Annotated in this window: 22 protein-coding genes; 8 read left to right on the plus strand and 14 right to left on the minus strand. The window is 72.8% G+C overall.

The annotated features are described in order from the left end of the window. Window positions 1-40: 40 nt before the first annotated feature. On the minus strand, window positions 41-985 hold the full coding sequence (locus GMA12_RS09445; protein ID WP_162459694.1) for a helix-turn-helix domain-containing protein: 945 nt from the start codon (window positions 983-985) through the stop codon (window positions 41-43). Between the two features lie 125 nt (window positions 986-1,110). On the opposite strand from GMA12_RS09445, the gene GMA12_RS09450 reads away from it, so the two are divergent. Then, window positions 1,111-2,067 (plus strand): AraC family transcriptional regulator, encoded by a 957-nt coding sequence (locus GMA12_RS09450; protein WP_156269281.1) that lies wholly within the window; start codon window positions 1,111-1,113, stop codon window positions 2,065-2,067. A gap of 73 nt (window positions 2,068-2,140) precedes the next feature. Here GMA12_RS09450 and GMA12_RS09455 read toward each other — a convergent pair whose 3' ends face one another. Further along, on the minus strand, window positions 2,141-3,064 hold the full coding sequence (locus GMA12_RS09455) for an aminoglycoside phosphotransferase family protein (RefSeq protein ID WP_156269282.1): 924 nt from the start codon (window positions 3,062-3,064) through the stop codon (window positions 2,141-2,143). Between the two features lie 68 nt (window positions 3,065-3,132). Further along, window positions 3,133-4,848, minus strand: a complete 1,716-nt coding sequence (locus GMA12_RS09460; RefSeq protein ID WP_156269283.1) for a purine-cytosine permease family protein — start codon at window positions 4,846-4,848, stop codon at window positions 3,133-3,135. 179 nt (window positions 4,849-5,027) lie between these two features. Here GMA12_RS09460 and GMA12_RS09465 point away from each other — a divergent pair, with 179 nt between their 5' ends. From GMA12_RS09465 to GMA12_RS09485, 5 genes are all read left to right on the plus strand, one after another. Further along, entirely contained in the window at window positions 5,028-5,780 is a 753-nt protein-coding gene (locus GMA12_RS09465) for a 5-oxoprolinase subunit PxpA (protein WP_156269284.1), read from the plus strand. A gap of 64 nt (window positions 5,781-5,844) precedes the next feature. After that, window positions 5,845-6,084, plus strand: a complete 240-nt coding sequence (locus GMA12_RS09470) for an acetyl-CoA carboxylase (protein ID WP_156269285.1) — start codon at window positions 5,845-5,847, stop codon at window positions 6,082-6,084. Window positions 6,085-6,087: 3 nt separating this feature from the next. After that, window positions 6,088-7,488, plus strand: coding sequence for an acetyl-CoA carboxylase biotin carboxylase subunit (locus tag GMA12_RS09475; protein ID WP_162459695.1), 1,401 nt, complete (start codon window positions 6,088-6,090; stop codon window positions 7,486-7,488). Then, window positions 7,485-8,393: a 5-oxoprolinase subunit B family protein gene (locus GMA12_RS09480; RefSeq protein ID WP_162459696.1), complete on the plus strand. Its 909-nt coding sequence runs from the start codon at window positions 7,485-7,487 to the stop codon at window positions 8,391-8,393. The genes GMA12_RS09475 and GMA12_RS09480 overlap by 4 nt, the downstream gene beginning before the upstream one ends. Next, complete coding sequence (locus GMA12_RS09485) at window positions 8,377-9,342, plus strand: 5-oxoprolinase subunit C family protein (RefSeq protein WP_156269286.1); 966 nt, start codon at window positions 8,377-8,379, stop codon at window positions 9,340-9,342. Before GMA12_RS09480 ends, GMA12_RS09485 begins: the two co-directional genes overlap by 17 nt. Before the next feature lie 246 nt (window positions 9,343-9,588). Here GMA12_RS09485 and GMA12_RS09490 read toward each other — a convergent pair whose 3' ends face one another. Continuing rightward, the gene (locus GMA12_RS09490; protein ID WP_156269287.1) at window positions 9,589-9,792 is read right to left on the minus strand and encodes a hypothetical protein; all 204 of its coding nucleotides are present in this window, start codon (window positions 9,790-9,792) and stop codon (window positions 9,589-9,591) included. 641 nt (window positions 9,793-10,433) lie between these two features. On the opposite strand from GMA12_RS09490, the gene GMA12_RS09495 reads away from it, so the two are divergent. Beyond that, window positions 10,434-11,255: a hypothetical protein gene (locus GMA12_RS09495; RefSeq protein ID WP_156269288.1), complete on the plus strand. Its 822-nt coding sequence runs from the start codon at window positions 10,434-10,436 to the stop codon at window positions 11,253-11,255. Window positions 11,256-11,264: 9 nt separating this feature from the next. Here GMA12_RS09495 and GMA12_RS09500 read toward each other — a convergent pair whose 3' ends face one another. From GMA12_RS09500 to GMA12_RS09510, 3 genes are all read right to left on the minus strand, one after another. Further along, window positions 11,265-12,236 carry a CapA family protein gene (locus tag GMA12_RS09500; protein ID WP_156269289.1) on the minus strand — a complete coding sequence of 324 codons (972 nt, stop codon included), beginning with the start codon at window positions 12,234-12,236 and terminating at the stop codon, window positions 11,265-11,267. 98 nt (window positions 12,237-12,334) lie between these two features. Continuing rightward, window positions 12,335-13,429, minus strand: a complete 1,095-nt coding sequence (locus GMA12_RS09505) for a DUF8462 domain-containing protein (protein ID WP_162459697.1) — start codon at window positions 13,427-13,429, stop codon at window positions 12,335-12,337. Between the two features lie 145 nt (window positions 13,430-13,574). Further along, complete coding sequence (locus GMA12_RS09510; RefSeq protein ID WP_156269291.1) at window positions 13,575-15,383, minus strand: flavin-containing monooxygenase; 1,809 nt, start codon at window positions 15,381-15,383, stop codon at window positions 13,575-13,577. A gap of 178 nt (window positions 15,384-15,561) precedes the next feature. On the opposite strand from GMA12_RS09510, the gene GMA12_RS09515 reads away from it, so the two are divergent. Next, window positions 15,562-16,632 (plus strand): GAF domain-containing protein, encoded by a 1,071-nt coding sequence (locus GMA12_RS09515; RefSeq protein WP_162459698.1) that lies wholly within the window; start codon window positions 15,562-15,564, stop codon window positions 16,630-16,632. A 102-nt stretch (window positions 16,633-16,734) separates the two neighbouring features. Here the strand turns inward: GMA12_RS09515 and GMA12_RS09520 are convergent, their stop codons facing one another. The 7 genes from GMA12_RS09520 to GMA12_RS09550 form a co-directional block, all read right to left on the minus strand. Next, window positions 16,735-17,373, minus strand: coding sequence for an HD domain-containing protein (locus tag GMA12_RS09520; protein WP_162459699.1), 639 nt, complete (start codon window positions 17,371-17,373; stop codon window positions 16,735-16,737). Between the two features lie 69 nt (window positions 17,374-17,442). Beyond that, window positions 17,443-18,087: a maleylpyruvate isomerase family mycothiol-dependent enzyme gene (locus GMA12_RS09525; protein WP_156269293.1), complete on the minus strand. Its 645-nt coding sequence runs from the start codon at window positions 18,085-18,087 to the stop codon at window positions 17,443-17,445. Between the two features lie 159 nt (window positions 18,088-18,246). Continuing rightward, window positions 18,247-19,044 carry an IclR family transcriptional regulator gene (locus tag GMA12_RS09530; protein WP_156269294.1) on the minus strand — a complete coding sequence of 266 codons (798 nt, stop codon included), beginning with the start codon at window positions 19,042-19,044 and terminating at the stop codon, window positions 18,247-18,249. A gap of 7 nt (window positions 19,045-19,051) precedes the next feature. Next, complete coding sequence (kduI, locus tag GMA12_RS09535) at window positions 19,052-19,885, minus strand: 5-dehydro-4-deoxy-D-glucuronate isomerase (RefSeq protein ID WP_156269295.1); 834 nt, start codon at window positions 19,883-19,885, stop codon at window positions 19,052-19,054. Window positions 19,886-19,906: 21 nt separating this feature from the next. Further along, window positions 19,907-21,214 (minus strand): TRAP transporter large permease, encoded by a 1,308-nt coding sequence (locus tag GMA12_RS09540; RefSeq protein ID WP_370831014.1) that lies wholly within the window; start codon window positions 21,212-21,214, stop codon window positions 19,907-19,909. Then, a complete protein-coding gene (locus GMA12_RS09545) occupies window positions 21,211-21,744 on the minus strand; it encodes a TRAP transporter small permease (protein ID WP_156269296.1) in 534 nt (177 codons plus the stop codon). Before GMA12_RS09545 ends, GMA12_RS09540 begins: the two co-directional genes overlap by 4 nt. After that, the gene (locus tag GMA12_RS09550) at window positions 21,744-22,760 is read right to left on the minus strand and encodes a TRAP transporter substrate-binding protein (RefSeq protein WP_206064670.1); all 1,017 of its coding nucleotides are present in this window, start codon (window positions 22,758-22,760) and stop codon (window positions 21,744-21,746) included. Before GMA12_RS09550 ends, GMA12_RS09545 begins: the two co-directional genes overlap by 1 nt. Between the last annotated feature and the right edge of the window lie 84 nt (window positions 22,761-22,844).

Raw genomic sequence — 22,844 nt, forward strand, 5'->3', positions numbered from 1 at the left:
GCCCCCGGGCGAGGACCGCCGCGCCCCCGCGCCCCGAAAGTCACCGCTCGAGGGTTCGCCTCGGCGGCACGCCGTAGACCGCCCGGTAGACCCCGGCGAACCGGCCCGGATGGGCGAAGCCCCAGCGCGCGGCGGTCTCCCGCACGGTGTCCCCGCGCGCGGGGTCGCCGGCGAGCAGGTCGGCGTGGGCGGCGGCCAGGCGGGTGGTGCGCAGGTAGGCGGCCGGGGTGAGGCTTCGCGGATGGTTGGCGCGGAACGCGCGCACCAAGGCTTCGGTGGTGGTACCGGCGGCGCGGGCGGCGTCCTCGACGGTGACGGGCAGGGAGGCGTGGCCGTCGAAGAAGGCCACCGCGGTGCGGTAGACGCGGGTCTGGGCCTCCATGGACAGCGTCCGCTCCTGCCGGTCCCCCACCAGGGGGAAGCACTCGAGCATGGCCACGGCCAGGTGGCGGGTCAGCTGCGCACGCACCAGGGGTTCGGCGAAGGCCGCGGAGTCCACCGTGTCACGGGCCATGCCGGCCAGGTCGGCCCAGTACCGTCCCAGCCGGTCGGTGACCGGCCGCGCGGAGGCGAAGGCCACGGGCGTCTCGGTGCCGTAGACGGTGTCGGCGACCCCCTGCAGCAGGGGGCGGGTGACGTTGATGGTGGTCACCTCCACGGCGTCCCCGACGACCAGGGTGGGGTGACCGGGGCGGAACAGCACCGGGGTCCCGAGGCCGGTGCCGCTCTCCGCGCCGGTGGACCACTCGTAGCAGGTCGCCCGGCCGTCGGTGACACCGAAGACCTCGGTGTCACCCCAGGCGGAGAACGGGCCGTCCAGGCCCAGCCGCACCACCGACAGGTGCTCGTCGCCGTCGTGGCAATGCCGGTAGCGGAACTCCGGACGGGCCGGGGAGAACGAGAAGGGCACGCGCACCTCGGCGAACAGGGACGCGACGGCGTCCGGATCCCTGACCGTGGCCACGCGGTGGAACGGTGCGCTCATCGGTGTTCTCCCCATCGACTCGCTGCGTGCGGGTGAGACGTCCGGCACTGCCCCCACCGGACCTCCCCTCCAGTCTACGGACAGGACGCGCTGTGGGGCGGGACCGGTCTGAGTAACCTGGGGGCATGGGTTCACCGCAGGGATGGTCGGTCCTGAGGACTCGGGACCCGGAGGAGGGCCGTGCGGCGCTGGAACGGGCCTACCGCAGCCTGCGCCTGCCGCAGCCGGTGGCGGGGTTCGAGATGTCGCTGGCGCACACCGCCCTCGGGCCGCTGACCGCCCAGCGGCTGCGCCTGATCGGCTGGGACAGCAACGGCGCCAACGACAACACGGGTCTGCTGCGCATCGGTTGCGTGACCCACGGCCGCTTTCTCGTCCGGTCCGACCGGGACGAGATCACCGGCGGACCCGTCTTCCTGTTCCCCACGGGCGGCTACGAGGCGCGGTGGGAGAGCCTGGGACTGAGCACCCTGACCGTGCAGACCGCGGTCGTGGAGGACTACGCCCGGGCGCTGACCGGCCGCTCCGACTTCCGGCTGCGGTTCACCGGGCACCACGCGCGCACCGAGGCGCACGCGAAGTACTGTCGGGCCACGGCGGGGCAGGTCGTCCAGCACGTGCTGAGCGGTGACGTCGCCGCGGCCGGCCCGCTGCTCCTCGACCAGAGCCTGCGCAGCCTGGCCACCGCCGTGCTGCAGACCTTCCCCAGCACCTTCCTCGAGGCCGGGAACGAGCCCGACCCGCCGGGGGCGGCCCAGCCGGCGGCCCTGCGCCGGGCGATCGCCTTCATCGAGGCCCACCTGGCCGAGCCCATCGGCCTGCCCGAGATCGCCGCGGCGGCCCGGCTGAGTCCGCGGGGCCTGCAGGCGGCCTTCCGCCGCCACCTCGACACCACGCCGACGGGCTACCTGCGCACGGCCCGGATCGACGCCGCCCGCCGCGACCTGCTCGCCGCGGACCGCGCCCCGGGCACCACCGTGACCGCGGTGGCCACCCGGTGGGGCTTCGCCCATCCCGGCCGCTTCGCCGCCGCCTACCGCGACCAGTACGGGGAGGCGCCCGGGGACACCCTGCGCCGCTGACCCGGCCGTCCCGCGCGAGGTCGGACCCGCCGGCCGTCGGCGCGCGTCCCTCGACGGCGCCCGGACCGGCGTCCTAGCGAGTCCCGCCGGCGGCACCGAGTTCGCGGACCACGTGCTCGACGACGGGGCCGAACCCCGGCGCGGCGCCCACCGGTCCGGCCGTCAGCGCGCTCGCGTACAGGGCGGCCCAGGCGGCGGCGCGGCGCCACACGCCGGCGTCGTAGCGCCCGGTGCCGTCGGCGAGCGCCCGGAAGGCGGCGCGCTGCGGGGCGTCGAGGACCAGCCACGCGGCGGCGAGGTCCGAGGCCGGGTCACCGGCGCAGACGTCGCCGAAGTCGATGAACCCGGCCAGCCGCCCGGCCCGGTGCACGAGGTTCCAGGGGTGCGGGTCGCCGTGCAGCCAGACCGGCGGCCGGGACCAGGGCGCGGCCCGCGCCCCGTCCTCGACGACGCCCCGGAGCCGCTCGGCGGTCTCCCACCCGAGCGCGGACGCCGTGGCGGGCCAGGGGGCGGGCACGGTGCGGAGCCGCTCGGCGAGGGGCACGCCGCGGTAGGGATTGTGGGGCGCCTCCGGCGGGGCGGGCACGTGCAGGGCGCTCAGCGCCCGGGCCAGGTCGGTGGCGAGCCGGGCGCGGTCGGCCACGGGCAGCAGCGCGACGGCCTCCCCCTCGACCCACCGCGTGAGCAGCCAGGGCCAGGGGTATCCGGCGCCGGGCCGGCCGGGGAACACCGGCACCGGCGCCTCGATCCCGAGGGCGCCCAGCGGGGCGCTCGCGGTGGCCGTCCAGCGCCGCTCGTGCACCAGGCAGGCCACGGCGGCTCGCCGGACGGGCAGGCGCACCGCATGGGCGGGCCCGAGCCGGAACATCGCGTTGTCCCAGCCCTGCGCGGCCGGGACCGGCGGCAGCTCGGCCAGCGCCCGCAGCGCGGCGGGCAGCTGCTCCTGCAGGAGGCGGCGCACCAGCGTCGTCGTCGGACGGAGCTCGGGTGCGGGCACGCCACCAGGGTACGGCGGAGGCCCCGCCCCCGGGTGCGATCTCCCGGGGGCGGGGCCTCCGCCGGCGGTCAAGGCTGGGCGGGCAGCACGTACCGGCCGGTCCGGTCGGTGGCCAGGGCGAGGGAGGAGATGTACTGCTTCTCCCCGTGCGGGCCGGGCTCGGCGGAGAGCAGCATGTCCGGGCGCTCGAACTCCAGGCCGCTGACGTGGCAGGTGAGCTTGGCGTCGGAGGGGTTGCCGTCCGCGTCGAACATCGGCAGGTCGATCCCGTCGTCGGTGCGCCGCAGGTAGTACTTCCCGCGGGTGGCCACGGCGAGCAGGGGCGGGCAGACCAGGGCCAGGCCGATCGCGAACATCGGCGAGTACGGCTGCACGCCGGCCCCGAAGGCGCCGAAGAACACGGCGATCGAGATGCCGGCGGAGAGCAGCATCGAGACGAAGCCGACCGGGTTGACGGCGTGGAGCATGCCGCGGCGGAACTCGGGGACCTTCGGGGAGAGCTTGAGCAGGTACTTGTTGACGGCGATGTCCGTGGCGACCGTGACCACCCAGGCCATGGCGCAGTTGGCGTAGAAGCCGAGGATCGTGTTGAGGAAGTCGAACATGTTCGCCTCCATCAGCACCAGGGCGATGGCGAGGTTGACCAGGACGAAGACCATCCGGCCCGGGTAGTGCCGGGTGAGGCGGGTGAAGCTGTTGGTCCACGCCAGGGAGCCGGAGTAGGCGTTGGTGACGTTGATCTTCAGCTGCGAGACCACCACGAGGATCAGGGCCAGGGTGAGCGCCAGCCAGGTCGGCATCATCTCCTCGTAGACGCCGAGGAACTGGTGCACCGGCTCGTCCGCGGTGGCGGAGGCGGCCGGGTCGAGCTTGGCCAGCAGCCAGACGGTGATGAACAGACCGGTGGCCTGCTTGAGGGCGCCGAAGACCACCCAGCCGGGTCCGCCCAGGACCACGGCGGTCCACCACGCGCGGCGGTTGGCGGCAGTCTTGGGCGGCATGAAGCGCAGGTAGTCGATCTGCTCGGCGATCTGCGCCATCAGGGACAGGCACACACCGGCCGCGAGCATGACCGCGGCGATGCTGACCCCGCCGTCGCCGCTCTCGCCCTGGTAGGCGAAGAAGGTCTCGACCGAGCCCGGGTTGGTGAGCACGAGGAAGGCGAGCGGGAAGACCATGAGCAGCAGCCACAGCGGGGTGGTCCACACCTGCAGCTTGGCCAGGGTGTTCATCCCGTAGATCACCAGGGGGATCACGACGAGCGTGGAGATCGCGTACCCGATCGCCTGCGGGATGCCCAGCACCAGCTCGAGGCCCTGGGCCATGATCGAGCCCTCCAGGGCGAAGAAGATGAAGGTGAACGTCGCGAAGATGATGTTGGTGACCACGGACCCGTAGTAGCCGAAGCCCGAGCCGCGGGTGATCAGGTCCAGGTCGATGTTGTACCGGGCCGCGTAGTAGGCCAGGGGCAGTCCGGTGGTGAAGATGATGACCGCGGCCACGAGGATGCCCAGCAGGGCGTTGGCCGTGCCGTGCGCCATGCCGATGCTGGCGCCGATGGAGAAGTCGGCGAGGTAGGCGATGCCGCCCAGGGCGCTGGTGGCCACCACGCCGGGGCCCCACTTGCGGTAGGAGCGCGGGGCGAAGCGCAGCGTGTAGTCCTCGAGGGACTCCCTGGTGGCCTGGCTGACGTCGCGGTCGGGGGCGCCGGGGGCGTGCGTCCCGACAGGGGCGGGTGCTCCCGCGGTGGGACCGGCGGGTGGCGGGAGGAGCTTCTCGGACATGGCGGCTTCCTTCGGTCGAGGGGTCTCGCCTGCGAACCTAGGGAGGCCGTGAGGCCGGGCCGTGTCCTCGCTGTTTCACGGCCGTAAATGCGGTGGCGTCCCCAGACCCGCCCATCCGCCGCGCGTCGCTGTTGGTTCTGCCAGTTCCCCCGAGCCCGTCTCATCCCTAGGCTGTGACCATGGCCACACCACAGACCCGCACCCGGCCCACCGTCAACTCCGACATGGGCGAGGGCATCGGCCTGCACCGCTTCGGCAACGACCCGGAGCTGCTGCAGGTGGTGGACCTCGCCAACGTCGCCTGCGGCTTCCACGCCGGGGACCCGGACATCATGTCCGCCACGGTCGCCGGCGCCGTGGCCCACGGCGTGCGGATCGGGGCGCACCCCTCCCTGCCGGACCAGTGGGGCTTCGGCCGCCGCGCCATGGTGCTCACCCCGGAGGAGGTCGAGTCCCTGGTCCGCTACCAGGTGGGCGCCCTCACCGGCTTCCTGCTCCAGCACGGCGCGGAGCTGCACCACCTCAAGCCGCACGGCTCGCTCTACGGCATGGTCGCCAAGGACCCCGCGCTCATGGAGTCCGTGGCCGCGGTCGCCGCCGACTACGGCGTGGCGGTGCTCGGGATGGCCGGCACCGCCCACGAGGCGGTGTGCGCCGAGCGCGGCGTGCCGTTCGTGGCCGAGCTCTACGTGGACCTGGACTACAACGCCGAGGGCGGGCTGATCATCCAGCGCACCCCGCACGCCACCGACCCGGGCGCCGCCGCCGAGCGGGTGGCGCAGGCCCTGGAGCAGGGCACCGTGCGCGCCGAGGACGGCACGGAGCTGCCCATGCGCTTCGAGTCCGTCTGCGTGCACTCGGACGCTTCCGGCGCGCCGGCGGTCGCCCGCGCCGTGCGAGAGGCGATCGACGCCCACGTCCCCGCCGGCTGATCCGGCGGACGACCCGGGAGACCACCAGCAGGAACCAGCCGCAGCACCGACCGAAAGGACCGACATGGCCGAGATCCAGTCCCCGCTCCCCGGCGTCTTCTACCGCCGCCCCTCCCCCGACAAGGACCCCTTCGTGCAGGACGGCGAGAGGGTCGAGGCCGGTCAGGTCATCGGCCTCATCGAGGTGATGAAGCAGTTCTCCGAGGTCCAGACCGAGTCCGCCGGCACCCTGGAGGGCTTCCGGATCGAGGACGGGGACATGGTCCACCCCGGGGACGTCATCGCCGTCGTCGCGGAGAGCTGAGCCGTGGCGATCTCCACGCTGCTGGTGGCCAACCGGGGCGAGATCGCGGTCCGGATCCTGCGCTCCGCCCGCAGCGCGGGCCTGCGCACGGTCCTGGCCGTTAGCGAGGCCGACCAGGACTCGATGGCGGCGGGCCTCGCCGACGCGGTCGCCGTCGTCGGGCCCGCCCCCGCCCAGAAGTCCTACCTGAACGCCGAGGCGCTGGTGGCCGCGGCCCTCGAGCACGGCTGCGACGCGGTGCACCCCGGCTACGGCTTCCTCTCCGAGAACGCCGCATTCGCCCGCCGCGTCCAGGAGGCGGGGCTGACGTGGGTGGGTCCCGCCCCCGAGGTCATCGACCTCATGGGTCACAAGACCCGCGCCCTGGAGGCCGCGATCGCCGCCGGGGTGCCCGTGCTCGCCGGGTCCAACGGGCCCCTGGAGGGCGACGACGACGCCGTCCTGGCGCTGGCCCGGGAGGTCGGGTACCCGCTGGTGATCAAGGCCTCGGCCGGCGGCGGCGGGCGCGGCATCCGCCTGGTGCGCGCCGAGGAGGACCTGCTGCGCACCGTGGACACCGCCCGGTCCGAGGCCGGGGCGAGCTTCGGGGACACCACGGTGTATCTGGAGCGCTTCGTCGAGCGGGCCCGGCACGTGGAGGTCCAGGTGCTCGGGGACGGCGAGACGTTCCTGCACCTGGGCGACCGCGACTGCTCCCTGCAGCGCCGTTCGCAGAAGATCGTCGAGGAGGCCCCCGCCCCGGACCTGCCGGACGCGGTCCGCGAGCGCATCCGGGACTCCGCCGTGGACCTGGCCCGGCTCTGCCGCTACACCGGAGTGGGGACGGTGGAGTACCTCTACGACCCCGTCCGGCACGAGGCGGCGTTCATCGAGATGAACACCCGTCTGCAGGTGGAGCACCCGGTCACGGAGTTCGTCACCGGCGTGGACCTCGTGGCCGAGCAGCTGCGGATCGCCTCGACCGGGCGGACGGAGCTGCGGCAGGAGGACATCACCTTCACCGGCCACTCCGTGGAGTGCCGGATCAACGCCGAGGACCCGGAGAGGAACTTCCTGCCCAGCCCCGGGACCATCAGCCGGCTCGACTGGCCCGAGGGCGAGCACTACCGCGTGGACAGCGGGGTGCGCGCCGGGGACACCGTGGCCCCGTACTACGACTCGCTGCTGGCCAAGCTGATCGTGCACGCCGAGGACCGCGGCACGGCCGTGCAGCGGATGGGCGCGGCCCTGGCCGCCACGCACATCGAGGGGATCCGGACCACGGTGCCGCTGCTGCAGCGGCTCGTGCTGGACCCGGTGTTCGCGGCCGTGGAGCACCACACCACCTGGATCGAGACCGAGCTGCTCGGCGGACCGGCCCGCGAGAAGCGCAACGAGACGCCCGGCGAGGGGAGCACACCGTGACCGAGACCCTGCACCTGCCCACCGCCCGCTACACCTGGGGCGGGGACGAGTTCCTGTTCGTGGAGTTCGACGAGGCGATGAACCTCACCGCCAACTACCTGGCCACCACGGTGGCCCAGGGCCTCACCGGGCTCGCGCTCGACGGCGTGGTGGACGTCTGCCCCGCCAACGCGTCCCTGCTGGTGCGCTTCGACCCCGACGTCCTCGCCCCGGAGGAGCTCAAGCGCCGCACCCAGGAGCTGGAGAGCCAGGCCCGCACCTCCACCCAGCACCGGGCGCAGACCCGGATCATCGAGGTCCCGGTCTGGTACCAGGACCCCTACACCGCCGAGGTCGTCCAGCGCTTCCGCGAGGGCTACCACCAGGACCCCTCCGGCACGGACCTCGACTACGCCGCCCACGTCAACGGCCTGGCCGACGCCGCCGAGTTCATCCGCCGCCACCACGGGTCCCCGTGGCTGGTGTCCATGGTCGGGTTCGTGGCCGGGCTGCCGTTCATGTACCAGCTCGTCCCCCGGGAGCAGCAGCTGGAGGTGCCCAAGTACCTCAGCCCCCGCACGGACACGCCCCCGCTGACCGTGGGCCACGGCGGGTGCTTCGCCTGCATCTACTCCGTGCGCGGGGCCGGCGGGTACCAGATGTTCGGCATCGCCGCCGCCCCGATCTACGACCCAGCCCAGGAGCTGCCCGACTTCCGGGACTTCCTCATCCTCTTCCGGCCCGGGGACCTCGTGAAGTTCCGGCCGGTCGACGAGGCCGAGTACCGGTCCATCCAGGAGCAGGTCGAGGCCGGCATCTGGCGGTTCAAGCAGGCGCCCGTGACCTTCGACGTCGAAGCCGCGCTCGCCGACCCCGACACCTACAACCGCACTCTCCTGGAGGCCCTCGATGGCGCTGAGAATTGAGCAGCCCGGGCTGCTGACCACCGTCCAGGACCAGGGGCGGTTCGGCTACTACAACGTGGGCATCCCGCAGGGCGGGGCCATGGACCAGGAGTCCGCCCAGGCGGCCAACAAGCTTGTGGGCAACTCCGCCGAGGAGGCCGTGCTGGAGTGCACCTACATGGGTCCCTCCTTCACGGTGGACGCCCCGACGACGATCGCGGTGGCCGGCGCCGACGTGCCCCTGCTGGTCAACGGGCAGGAGCGCCCGCCCTGGACGCGGATCGAGCTGGCCGAGGGGGACGCCGTGAAGTTCGGGGTGATCCGCGGCGGCGCCCGGTTCTACCTGGCGGTCCGCGGCGGCATCGACGTCCCGGAGGTGCTCGGCTCCCGCTCCACCTACGCGATCGGGCGGCTGGGCGGGCTGCACGGCCGGAAGCTGGAGGCCGGGGACGTGGTGCCCGTGGGCGAGCCGACCGGTCTGCTGCCCTCGATCGAGGAGATCCCGCCGTCCCACCGGCCCGCGTTCGGCGGGCCGCTGGAGCTGCGGATCGTGTGGGGTCTCTACGACCACCTGCTCACCGACGAGGGGCGGCGCCGGCTGGTCGAGGAGGAGTGGAAGCTCACCCCGGTGGCCGACCGCATGGGGCTGCGCTTCGAGGGCCCCGGCGTGGAGTGGATCGAGCGGGAGCAGCCCTTCGGGGCCGGCTCGGACCCCTCCAACATCGTCGACGCCGGCTACGCCGTGGGCTCGATCCAGGTCCCCGGCGGCACCCAGCCGATCGTGCTGCACCGGGACGCGGTCTCCGGCGGCGGCTACGCCATGGTGGGCACCGTGATCTCCGCGGACATGGACCTGCTGGCCCGCGCCACCCCCGGCACCGTCACCCGGTTCCGGGCGGTGGACCTGGAGGAGGCCCACGCGGCCCGGCGGGAGCGGGCCCAGCGCCTCGAGGAGCTCTGGGCGCTGTAGCCGAGGCGGAGTCGCCGTCGCCCAGGCCGCCGCCGGCGCCTCCGGCCCGTCAGCGCTCGGGGCCGTCAGCGCTCCGGGCCGTCATGAACCGGTGGCACCGCTGCCGCGTGCGGCGCCCCGCCTACCCTGATGTCCTCAGCGAACTCGGCGGGGGAGGCGCGGCATGGCGAGCAGCGACAGCAGCACCGGCGGGGCCACGGGGGTCGGCTGCCTGGCCCTGGTCGTCCTGGGGGTCCTCGGCTGGATCTACTCCTTCGTGGTCGAGCACTGGGAGTTCTTCGTCGGCGCCGCCGTGGTCCTCGGCTCGCTCACCGTGGTCGCGCTGGTCGCCAGGGCCCTGCTGCGCAGCACGGTGGGCCGGAAGCGTGCCGCGGCGGCGGCCGCGGAGAAGACCCGGCGGGGCCGGAACGCCGTGCTCGAGGGCGCCCGGCGCGCCGGCCGGAACGACATGCGCACCGCCTGGCTGGAGTGGCAGATCCGCCCCGGGACCACCGCGCAGCGGAGCGGCGACGCCGCCTCCGTCGTCGAGCGGCTGGCCGTGATCCCCAAGGCCGGGTGGAACCTGACCCAGCTGCGGATGCACGGGCGCGCCGTCTGGGCCCGCCGCGGCGCAGCCGCCGGTCACTCGTCGCGGGCGGACGTCGAGGCCCGCCTGGACCGGGTGGCCGCCATGATCTCCGACCTCACCGACGAGGAGTTCGACACCCGCCGCGGGCAGACGAACGAGCAGTACCTCTACCACCCCGACCGCGAGGTGCGCGCCGCCTACCTGGAGGGCGGTGCCCAGGGCGTGGAGACCATCATGGGCACCATCACGCCGCCCGCGCCCAGGCCCGCGAGGACGCCGCCACCCGCGCCTCCGCGGAGTCCCTGGCCCAGCAGCGGAACGCCGCGCTGCGGGCCCTGCGGGAGACCCGGCAGGCCACCGAGAACCGGGACGCCCACGCCGCCTGGGACGAGGAGGCCCGCCGCGCCGGGGAGTGACCGTCCGGGGCGAGCACGCCTGGATCGGCCGGTCCGGCCCCGGTCCCCCGGCGCCGGTGACGACTACACTGGGTGCTCAGGACTCGTGGTTCTCGGGGGGACCCACCATGAAGAACACCCAGGGCAGCAGCAGCGCGACCGTGTGGCTCGTCCTGCTCGCCGTGATCGTCTTCCTCGGCCTGTTCCGCTTCCTCATCCTCGGCGGAGTGGTCGTCATCGCCCTGGCCCTGCTCGGCCTGCTCGTCTGGCTGAGCGCGGGCTTCATCCGGAGCCAGCTCCGGGCGGCCCAGGAGATCGGGGTCCCGGACCCCGCAGCCGACCCCCCGCCGGTCGTGAACCGGCGGACCGGGCAGCGGACGGTGGAGGACGCCCGGGCGACCGGGGCGTCCAACATGCGCACGGCGTGGATCTCCTGGCACCTGCGCTCCCTACCCCCGCAGGACGGCAACCGGGACCCCCGCCTCCTCGCCGGGACGCTGGCCGTGGTCCCGCAGGCGGACTGGGACGCGGACCGGCTGCGGCAGCACGGGCGGGCCCTGTGGTCGCTGCGCACCAGCGCCCGGGTGCACCACCTGCTCGAGCAGGTCGATGCCTGCCTGGACCGCACGGTCGCCATGATCTCCGACCGCACCGACGACGAGTTCGACACCAGCCTCGGCCAGGTCAACGACCAGTACCTCTACCACCCGGACCGGCAGGTCCGCACCGCCTACCTGGAGGGCGGTGCCCTGGGCGTGGAGGCCATCATGGACGCCGTGACCGCCGCCCGGGCCCAGGCCCGCGAGGACGCCGCGACCAGGGCCGCCGCGGAGTCCCTGGCCCAGCAGCGCAACGCCGCGCTGCGGGCGCTGCGGGAGACCTACTCGCCCACCGAGAACCGGGACGCCCACGCCGCCTGGGACGAACAGGCCCGGAAGATCGAGGAGTGAGCCCCCGCGTCACGCCAGCGGGATCCGCAGGCACCGCTCCTCCTCGAGCCACTGGCACCGGGTCCCCAGCGCGGCGCTGCGCTCCTCCATCCGAGCGGCGATCGCCGGCGCCTCCCGGCCGGCCCGCATCGCCCGGCAGTCCGCGATCACGGTGGGGACCAGGCGCAGGTCCCGGGGACGGCCGTCCCGGACGTCGAGCAGGAAGACGAACGACTGGTCGTTGCGCTCCTCGGGGTCGACCGCGTAGTCGTCGACGAAGTCCCCGGCGCTGTAGACCACCGGCCGGCCGGCCACGACCTCGACACCGCGGAAGATGTGCGCGGAGTGCCCGACGACGACGTCGGCCCCGGCCTCCACGAGCGCGTGGGCGAGGGCGCGGTGCTCCTCCGGCACCTCGACGCCCCAGTTGGCCCCCCAGTGGGCGGAGACGACGAGGAGGCCGGTGCGCCGGCGGGTCTGCCGGACGAGCTCCAGCAGCTGCTGCGCGCGGGCATCGCCGAGCCGGACGGGCACGTGGAAGATCCCCGGGGCGCCGGGCCCGGCCGCCCAGCGCGGTTCGTTGTCCGTGACGGCGAGGACGCCCACGGTGGTGCCGTGCACGCCGACCAGCGCCGGCTCGCGGGCCGCCGCGGCGTCCTCCCCCGCCCCGGTGTGCCGGATGCCGTGGGCGTCGAGCAGGGGCAGCATCTCCTGCAGCGCCGGGACGCCGAAGTCGAGCACGTGGTTGTTGGCCAGGGAGACGACGTCGAGGTGCGCCGCCTCGAGGCTCGCGATGTTCCGGCGGTCGGAGCGGAAGTGGAAGGTCTTGCGCGGCCACGGCGTCCCGCCGTCGGCGAGCACGCACTCGAGGTTCGCGAACCGCAGGTCCGCCTGCGCGAACAGGGGCAGGACGTCGCCCCACGGATAGGCCGGGTCCTCCTGCCGGAGCCGCTCGTTGACCAGGCGGCCCAGCATGACGTCGCCGACCATCACGATCCGCATGACCCACCTCCTCGGCCTGCTCCCATGGTGCGCCGGTGCCCCGGCACGGACAAGACGCACGGAGTCGGCGGGGCGGTTGCGGACCGGATGCTCGGGGTCTACGCGCGGCCCTGGCGCAGGTGCTCCCGGAGGCCCGGGATGGCGAAGCGGACCAGCCCGTAGCCGGCCGGCTCGATCAGCCCGGCGTCGATCAGCCGGGTCCGGTAGTTGCCCACGGTGTTCGGCCGGGCCCCGATCCGGGCGCCGATGTCCCCGGCGGTGGACGGCCCGTCGTCCTCGGCCATGGCCCGCAGGACGTCCAGGTCCCGCGGGGAGGCCGTGGAGAGCGCCGCCTCGATGACCACGCGCTCGTTCCGGCGGCGGGCGGCGGCGACCGCCTGGTCCACCATCGCGTCGGTGAGCACGGGCGCGACCTTCTCGGCCTCCTGCCAGAGGAAGTACCCCACCAGCTGGATCAGGAAGGGGTAGCCGCCGGTGGCCTCGGCGGCACGGCCGGCTTGGTCCTCCGTGAGCGTGAACCCGCCCGCCGCGAAGGTGTCCGCGTAGGACTGCCGGACCTCGTCGACGGCGGCGGCGTGCAGGTCGATCCGGTCGGCGCGGCGCAGGAACGTGGCCACCCCCTCGTTCAGCAGGTCCGAGACCGCCGCCGGCAGGCCGGCGAAGAGCAGGGCGACGGGCAGGTCCGCGCGGATGAAGTGCTGCACGTCCGCGGCCAGCTGGGCGATCTCCTGCCGGTCGGCGGCGTGGATCTCGTCCACGGTGATGACCAGGCCGGTCCGCTGCTCCTCCAGCAGGTGCAGCAGGCGCAGGCCCTCCTCGCGCCACTCCAGCTGCTGCTGGGGCGGCAGCTGGGTGGTGAAGCCGAAGCCCGCCGCGGTGACGGCGGTGAGCCGCCGGCCCTGGGGCCCGCTGCCGAGCTCCTCGGCCAGCCGGCGCATGGCGTGGCCGATGCGGCCCAGGAAGCCCTTCGTGGCCGTCTCGGAGACCACGGCCCAGCCCTGGGTGCGGGCCAGGTCCTCGGCCGCGCCCAGCATCACGGTCTTGCCCACGCCCCGGGCGCCCGTGAAGATGGTGAGCAGTCCGGGCGCCCCGGAGCGCAGGCGCAGCCCGTAGGCGAACTCGTCCAGGACCCCGGCCCGGCCGATGAGCTCCGGCGGGGAGGCCCCGGCAGTGGGCCGGAAGGGGTTGTCCACGGCACTCCCTGTGTATGTCGGTGAATCGTGTGAATCTTGTGAATCCGGCGAGTCCAGCGTACTGCGGCGGGACCCGGAGCGGGGACGATGTCGCCCTCGTGCTCACCCCGGGTCCCGGCGCGGCTCCTCTGCGGAACCATCGGCGTCACCGGGGGTGGTGGGACTCCTCGAGACCGAAGACCGGCGTGGGCAGGCCTTCCATCCTGGCCTTGAGCTGCAGGGCGAGGTACTTCGAGTAGTGCCGGCTCTGGTGCAGGTTCCCGCCGTGGATCCAGAGGTTCTCCACGTTGGTGGGCTTCCACATGTTCCGCAGCTCCCCCTCCCACGGCCCGGGGTCCCGTGTCGTGTCCGAGCCGTAGCCCCAGCACTTGCCCACGCGGTCGGCGACCTCCGGGGAGACGATGTCGGCCAGCCACTCGTTCATGGACCCGTAGCCGGTGGCGTGGACGACCAGGTCCGCCGGCAGCTCGGTCCCGTCGTCGAGGACCACGGCGTCCTGCGTGAGGTGGTCGACCTGCCCGGAGGCCAGCCGGACCCGGCCGTCGATGATCAGCTGGGAGGCGCCCACGTCGATGTAGTAGCCGGAGCCGCGGCGCAGGTACTTCAGGAACAGCCCGGAGCCGTCCTCGCCGAAGTCGAGGTCGAAGCCGGCCGCCTCGAGCGCCTCGTAGAAGTCCCGGTCCCGTTCGGCCATCTCCTGGAACGCGGGCCGCTGGACGTCCGGCAGGACGCGGTAGGGCCAGGAGGCGAAGAGCATGTCCGCCTGCTCCGTGGTGATGCCGGCCTCCAGCGCCTCCTCGGAGTAGAGCGGCTTGAGGACGAGGTCCATGAGGGACTCGCTGCGGGAGATGTGGGTCGAGGAGCGCTGGACCATGGTGACCTCGGCCCCGTGCTCCCAGAGGTCGGCGCAGATGTCGTGGGCGGAGTTGTTGGAGCCGATGACCACGGCCCGCTTGCCCGCCCAGTCGTCGCCGCCGGCGTGGGCGGAGGAGTGGTGCTGCGCACCCCGGAAGACGTCGGCACCGGGGAACTCGGGGATCCGCGGGTACCCGGAGACCCCCAGCGCGAAGACGAGCTGGGTGGGGTGCAGCACGATCTCCTCGCCGTCGCGGTCCACGACGACGGTCCAGGTCCCGGTCTGCTCGTCCCACTCGGCCGACCGGCACTCCGTCCTCGCCCAGTAGTTGAGCTCCATGATGTCGGCGTAGTGCATCAGCCAGTCCGCGACCTTGTCCTTGGCGGGGAACACCGGCCAGTCGTCGGGGAACGGCAGGTAGGGCATGTGGTCGTACCAGACCGGGTCGTGCAGGTGCAGGGACTTGTAGCGGTTGCGCCAGGCGTCGCCGGCCTTCTCGTGCTTGTCCACCACGATCGTGGGGATGCCCAGACGGCCCAGCCGGGCGGCCAGGCCGATCCCGCCCTGCCCGCCGCCGACGACGAGGCAGTACGGCTGCTCGCTGCGGCCCAGGGCCTCCTCCCGCGCCCGGCGCCGCTCCAGCCAGGTGGTGCGCTCCCGGGTGATCTCGTGGACGACGCCGCGGTCCCGGCGGGGGCCCTTCCGCTCCTCGAACCCGCGCAGGTCCTGCAGCGTGGTGAGCAGGGTCCACGCCTTCCCGTCGCGCAGGCGCAGATAGCCCCATCCGGAGCCGGCGGCGGTCTCGAAGCGCACCCAGCACTCCGTGACGCCGTCCGCCGTGGTCGGCTCGCCCTCGACCTCCCACCCGGAGGGCCGGACGTGCGGCAGGGTCTGCGCGAGCATCCGGCAGATCTGCTCGCGGCCCTCCAGGGTCTTGAGGTTCCAGGTGAACGCCAGGAAGTCGCGCCAGAAGCCGTCCTCCTCGAACAGTCCCGCAGCCGCGTCCGCGTTCCCGGCGGTGAGGGCGTGCTCCAGGGACGCCAGCCAGGTGCGGGCGGTCTCTGTTCCGGCGCGCACGCCGGTGTCGATGTCGGTCATGGTTCCTCCTCCATGTACGCCGGACGCCCGGTGGCATAGGGTCCGGTGTGATGCGTGTCACCACTGTGGAGCCGTGGGGGTTTCCGCGACGTTGCATCAGGACGCGCGCGGAGCGCGGGCACCGAGGGCGGAGGAGTGCGCTGTGGACAGCTGCGGATCGACCGGAGCACCGGAACGGGTGCGTTCCGCCTGGGAGCGGTGCGCGGCCCGGGGCATGTCCCGGGACCTGGACGGTCCGCGGGAGGTGCTCCCGGACCACGAGGTGGAGCACCAGCGGGCGCTCTCCCCGCTGGGAGCGCACGTCGACGTGGTCGCCGATCTGCTGGGCGTCGCCCGCGATGCCGCCGAGGCCCGGGTCGCGGTCCTCACGGGACCCGACGGCACGGTGCTGTGGCGACGCGGGGGACGTTCGCCGCTGGGGCGCGCCGACCAGCTCGGGTTCGTCGAGGGCGCCGGCTGGGACGAGCACGGCGTGGGCACCAACGCGATCGCCCAGGCGCTGCGCACCGGAGCCCCGGAGGAGCTGCGGGGCACGGAGCACTTCGCCCGGTCCCACAGCGCCTGGGACTGCACGTCCGCCCCGGTGCGGCACCCGGGCAGCGGCGAGGTGCTCGGCGTCATCGACCTCTCCGGCCCCCGGGGCACCGCCACCCCGGACACCCGGGGCCTGGTGCGCTCGGCCGCGCGCGTCGTCGAGACCCTGCTCGCCGCCCAGGCGCCCTCGCCGCCGCGCGCCGCCCGCGGCACCGCCACCCCGTCCCTGGAGCTGCGCCTGCTGGCCGAGCCGGCCACGGCCCGCGTGGGCGGCGGGGACTGGTTCCCCCTGCCGACGCGCTCGGGGGAGATCCTCGCGCTGCTCAGCCTGCGCGAGCGCGGGTGGAGCGCCGAGGAGATGGCCTACGCGCTCTACGGCGAGCGCGGCACCCCCGGCACGGTCCGCACGGAGATCCACCGCGTGCGCCGCCGGCTCGGCGCGGTGATCACCACCGGCCCGTACCGCTTCACCGACCCGGCCGCGGTCACCAGCGACGTCTCGCGGCTCCGGACCGCCCTGGAACAGGGTGAGGTGGCCCGGGCCCTGAACATCTACCGGCAGCCGCTGCTGCGGTCCTCGGACCTGCTCACCATCGAGGAGTGGCGTTCCGAGCTGGACCGGGAGACCGCGGCGGCCGTGCGGCGCAGCGGCGACGCCCGGATCGAGGCCCGCTGGTCCCACACCGAGATGGGACAGGCGTACCGGCACGGATGAGCTGGGGCGGGGGCGACGACGCCTGCCGAGCCGGCGCGTCCTGCCGCGCAGGACCCCGTGGACGCGGTGGATCCCGGGGATTGCGCTCCGGTCCGGCGGGGCTCACTCGGGCCAGGCGTTGCCCTGGATGATGCGCACGAAGTCCTCCCGGTGGAAGTCGGGGTCGAAGTGGGCGAGCACGTCGTCGTTCATGGTGCCGAAGGTGGTCTCCGGACGGTCGGCCATGCCGTCGTAGAACGCGCGGAGGATCTTGTTCTTGAAGTCCGGCCGGGGGTGCGCGGCGACGACCTCGGCGCGGTGCGCCTCGGGAATCCGGTTCAGGTCCAGGCCCAGCACGTCGGTCTCGACGCCGAGGGTGACCACGGCGACCTCGGGCTCCAGGTGCAGGGGGATCTCTGGTGTGGTGTGCAGGGCGATCGCCAGCCACACGGTGCGGGCCTCCTCCGCGGAGCGGCCGTGGTCGCGCAGGAACGCCTGGGCCGCGGCGGCGCCGTCGATCTCGAAGCGCCGGTCCCGGGTGCGGTACTCGTCGGTGAGGCCGAGGTCGTGGAACATCGCCCCGACGTAGGCGAGCTCCGGGTCCACCTCGATCCCGCGGGCGGCGGACTTGAGCATGCCGAAGAGGAAGACCCGGCGGGAGTGGTGGAACAGGTTCTCGTCGGCGGCCCGGCGGACCAGCTCGGTGGTCTCGCGGGCGAGGGGCGAATCGGGAACGGTGATGCCGGCGATGGTCTCGGGCACGGTGTCTCCTCTGCTCGGGTGGGTGGTGGCGTGCGGGAGCGGCCTGTGGCCGCTCCTCCCCTCACTCTCTCAGGCAGGAGTGCAGCGGAAGCGCAGGAGCGGGACGCCCTCCCCCGTCAGGTCGTCGCAGTACGCCGCGCGGCCGGCCATCGCCAGGGTCAGCGCCAGCGTGGTCCCGCGGACCTCCGGGCCGGCGCCGGTCTCGAACGGGCCGTCGGTCGCCACCAGGTGCAGGCCCTCGGCCGCGCTGCGGCTGGCCACGGCGAAGTCCCGGCTCGCGAAGAACCGCGCCACCTCGGTCACCGTGCCGACCGGCGGGGTGCGGGGCAGCCCGAGCGGGCGGCGGATGTCCTGGCCGTGCACGACGACCTCGCCCAGCCACGCCGCGGTGTCCTTGGACGGTGCTGTCCTGCTCCCGGCCACGGCGCGGAACCGCTGGAGCGTCTCGACCGGCGTGGCGCCCCGGTGCTCGGCCAGCCGGCGCTGGTTGTGCAGATCGGCGTCGAACCGGGCGCCCAGCATGCTCCGGAGCCAGCGGAGCCGGCCGAGGCTCGCGGCCGCGGTCAGGTGGGCGACGACCTCCTCCACCGACCACCGCCCGCACAGGGACTGCTCCGCCCACTGCTCCTCGTCCAGGCCGGCCAGGTCCTCGGCCAGGGCCGCGCGCTCGGCGTGGACGGCCGGCCACAGATCGCTCGCACCGGTGCGCACCATGGCCGTACTCAAGCACATCCCGATGGGTTCCGCTGCCTGCACGTCAGGGTGTCACCGACGTGTTCGGCGACATGTGCACGGGCGGACCGCCCCGGCAGGCGTGCCGGGCTCTGCCGCTGCCCCTCCACCGCGGCGGCGTGCGCGGAGGACGCTGCGGCCCTACCCGCGGGCGCCCTCGATCGAGGCACCGAGAGCCCGGGAGATCGCGTCGGCGGCAGCGACGGCCTGGGGCGCGAACTGCTCGATGCTGGCGCCGGGGTGCTCGAGGGCGATCGACGAGATCGACAAGCCGTACGTCACATGACCGAGGTGGTCCCGGATCGGCGCGGAGACGCACACGGTGCCGTTCTCGTTCTCCCCGAGGTCGAGCGCGTAGCCGCGCCGCCGCACCTCCGCGAGCTCAGCATGCAGCCGTGCGGGATCCGTGATGGTGTTCTCTGTGCGCGCCGGCAGGCCGACCTCGTCGACGAGCCGGTCCACCTGTTCGCGCGGCCAGCTCGCCAGGACAGCCTTCCCCATGCCGGAGCAGTGCATGGGCATCGACAGGCCCACACGGGAAGCCATCCGATACGGCTTCGAGGAGTCCTTCCGGATGACGTAGACCATCTCGAAACCGTTGACGACGCCGACGTGGATGGTGCAGTCGACCTCGCGCACGAGCGCATCGACGATCGGCTCGGCGATGAAGGAGATGTCGAGCCGTGAGATGGCACGGCCGGCAAGGCCCAGGAAGCGGGGCCCGGGGTGGTAGCCGCGCTCGCTGTCGCCGGTGATGAACTTCTGCTCCACGAGTGTGGCGAGGATGCGGTGCACCGTGGCCTTGGCCAGCCCGGTCTCCTCAACGATGTCGGTGAAGCGGTCGTAGAGGATCGCGGCCTCGAGCACCCGCAGCGTCTTCTCGCTGGCCCCGGTGGAGGGTGCCGGCCTCGTGTCGAGGTCCTTGGGCTCCGTGATCATGGCCACCTCATTTCATGTCGACGATCGCGACGCCGTCCATGTCGTCGAAGGACTGGTTCTCCCCCGCCATCGCCCACACGAACGAGTAGTTCGAGGTTCCCACTCCCGAGTGGATCGACCAGGACGGCGAGAGCACCAGCCCGCCGTCACCGACCAGCAAATGACGGGTCTCGGCCGGCTCCCCCATGAGATGGACGACACGGGCGTCCTCGGGCACGTCGAAGTAGACGTAGAACTCGGTGCGGCGGTCGTGCGTGTGGGCCGGCATCGTGTTCCACATGCTACCGGGGTGCAGCTGCGTCACGCCCATGACCACCTGGCAGCTGCGCACACCGTTCTCGTGGATGTACTGGTTGAGCGTGCGCCGGTTGGAGGTCAACGGGTCGCCGAGCTCACGCACGGTGCCCTGCCCCGGCTCGACGAGGGCGGTCGGGTAGGTGGTGTGGGCCGGTGCCGAGAAGCCGTAGAAGCGGGCGGGCGTTTCGGCGTCGTCGGACTCGAAGGTGACGTCCCGGGTGCCGCGGCCGAGGTAGAGGCACGCACCGGTGACCATCGCGTGGCGTTCGCCGTCGGCGACGACCGTGCCCCCCGCGCCGATGTTGACGATGCCGATCTCGCGGTGGTCGAGGAACTGTTCGCTGCGGATCTCCGGCACCGCTTCCAGTGCCAGCGGCGCGTCGGTCGGCACGGCGCCGACCGCGACCACGCGGTCGTAGTGGGTGACGACGGTGCGCACGCTGCCGGGGGTGAAGAGGTCCTCGACGAGATACCGGTCGCGCAGCTGCTGCTGGGTGGCGCCGGGGATCTGCTCGGGTGCTGTGGGGCCGTGGACGGCGGGCATGGTGGTTCCTTCCGGTGGGGGTCAGAGCAGGCCCATGAGGCCCGGGAGCCACAGGGACAGTTGGGGGACGAAGACGATGATGAACAGCAGCGCGATCAGCACGAGCAGGAACGGCACCAGTTTCACGATGACCGGTTCGAGCTTGATCTTCGCGACCTGGGCGCCGACGAAGAGCACGGGTGCCGACGGCGGCGAGATGACGGCGATCGAGAGGTTGAAGACCATCACGATGCCGAAGTGCACCGGGTCGATGCCGTAGGAGACCGCGATCGGCAGGAAGATCGGCGTGAAGATCAGGATCGCCGGCGTCGGATCGAGCGGAATGCCGATCAGCAGCAGCACCAGCATCATGATCAGCAGCACGACGACCTTCGAGTCGGTCCAGCCGAACAGCGACTCGGCGATCAGCTGGGGCAGCCGGGCGTAGGTCATGACGTAGGACATGATCGTGGACACCGCGATCAGGAAGATCACGATCGCGCTGGTGCGGGCCGCGTCGAAGAGGATGCGCGGCAGGTCCTGGACCCCGACGGTGCGGTAGAGGAACGAGAGCAGCAGCGCGTAGACCACGGCCACGGCCGACCCCTCGGTCGGGGTGAAGAAGCCGGCCACGATGCCGCCGATCGCCACCACGATCAGTCCCAGGGACGGGACCGCACGCCAGAGCGTGCCGAGGAAGACGGAGGATCCGGGCCATGGCTCCCCGCGCAGCTCGGGGTGGCGACGGGCGTAGGCGAACCCGACGGCCGCGCACGCCAGCGCCCACAGGATGCCGGGGACATAACCGGCGACGAACAGCGCGCCGATCGAGGTGCCGCCGGCGGCGAGCGAGTAGACGATGAGCGTGTTGCTCGGTGGGATCAGCATGCCGGCCGGGGCCGAGGCGATGTTCGCCGCCGCGCTGAAGGCGCGGTCGTAGCCGGACCTCCGCTGCATCGGGGACATGGTGGAGCCGACGGCGGCGGCCGCCGCGACGGCGGAGCCGGAGACGGAGCCGAAGATCGCGTTGGCGATCACGTTGGTCTGCACCAGCGGGGCGGGTGTGCGTCCGACCAGCACGCGAGCGAGGTTGATCAGCCGCTCGGCGATCCCGCCGGTGTTCATGATCACCCCGGCCAGGACGAAGAACGGAATGGCGAGCAGCGCGAACGAGTCGACGCCGCCGACCATCTGCTGCGCAGCGGTGATGGCGCCCCGGTCGAAGTCGACGATGAGCAGCATGCACAGCGCCGAGGGCAAGCCGATGGAGATGGAGACGGGGGCACCGACCGCGAGCAGCAGCACGAGTCCGCCGATCAGGATGGCGCTGATGGTACCGGGATCGATCACAGTGCCGCCGCCTCGAGGTCTTCGTCCACGCCCACGTGCCCCTGATAGCCGGGGAAGAAGGTGCCGACGATGTGGATCGTCAGGTAGATGGTCAACAGCACGCCGGAGACCGGCAGGGCGAGGTAGAGCTGGCCCTGCGTGAGGGGCAGCAGCGGATTCTGCTGCCCCCACGCCAGGGCCGACTGCTGGAACCCGCCGTAGACCATCACGTAGAGCACGAACGCCAGTGTCGCGAGGTACGCGATGAGGTCGGCGCAGCGCTGGACGGGGAGCGGCAGGCGCTCCACCAGGACGTCCATGATGACGTCGGCCTTCTCCCCGACCGCGATCGCGATGCCGATCAGGCTGACCCACACGAAGGTGTGCCGGGCCGCCTCCTCGGTCCAGGCGCTCGGCTGGCCGAGCACGAGGCGGGTGAAGACCTGCCACGCCACCAGCAGGACCAGCAGCGCGAACAGACCGACACAGATGGTGCGGAGCACCCCGTCCAGCCACGTGCGCGCGGTCGGCATGATTGTCCTGCTGCTCATCAGCCGCGCGCCGCCTCGATCGCGTCGTAGACCGAGCGCGCGGTGTCGCTCGTGACGCTCTCCTCGTGCAGCGGCTGCACGGCCTCACGGAACACCTCGACGTCGACGTCGCCGAACTGCGCACCGGCTTCCTCGGCGGCCGCGGTGGCCTCGTCGACCGCGGCGCTGAACAGCTCCAGCTCGGTGTCGACCGATGTCGCGAGCAGCTCCTCGAACACGGCACGGTCCTCCTCCGAGATGCCCTCCCAGACCGTCGGATTCGTGACCAGGTAGTCGGGCATCATCAGGTGCTCCGTGCGCGAGTAGTACGGGGCGATCTCGTCGTGCGAGAGCGAGGAGTAGATGAGCTCGTTGTTCTCCGCGCCGTCGAGCACACCCGACTGGATCGCGGTGAAGACCTCGCCCTGCGCCATGGGCGTGCCCACGCCGCCCATGAGCTCCATCATGCGCACGTTGGTGTCCGAGCCGATGACGCGGATCTTCTGGCCGGCCAGGTCGGCCGGCGTCTTGACCGGCCCGTCGGTCGAGTACACGTTGCGGACGCCGCCGTGGTAGGCGGTGAGGATCTGGATGTTGTCGTCGACGAGGGTGTCGTAGAGCTCGCCGACGACCTCCCGGTCGTTGAGCACGGACATCTGGTGCTCGGGCGACTCGTAGAGGTAGGGCAGGTTCACGGTCGAGAAGTCGGGTTCGAAGTTCTCGAGCAGCGGCCCCGCGACCACTGCGAAGTCGATCGTGCCCGACTGCACCTGCTCGATCGTGGCCGCCTGGTCGCCGAGCGTCTCGTCGGTGTAGAGCTCGAGGGCGTACCGGCCGTCGGTGCGGGTCTCGAGCTCGTCCGAGAGCTCGGTGAGCGCCCGAGCCTGCGGGTGGTTGATGTCCTGGTTGAACGCGACCCGGAAAACGGTCTCCGCGCCGTCGGCCGAGCCGTCCTCGGCCCCGGCCGAGCAGGACGCCAGCCCCATCGTGATGACCACTGCGGCGCTCAGCGTGCCCAGCATCCGTCGTCCCTGCATGAGTTCCTCCTCGTTGAGTCGCTGTGTGCGACGTGATTTGCGCCACTATCGGGATCAGGGGCTACTCTAACCAGACAGAACGGA

The sequence above is a fragment of the Kocuria sediminis genome (assembly GCF_009735315.1).
In the GTDB taxonomy this organism is placed as follows: Bacteria; Actinomycetota; Actinomycetes; order Actinomycetales; family Micrococcaceae; genus Kocuria; species Kocuria turfanensis.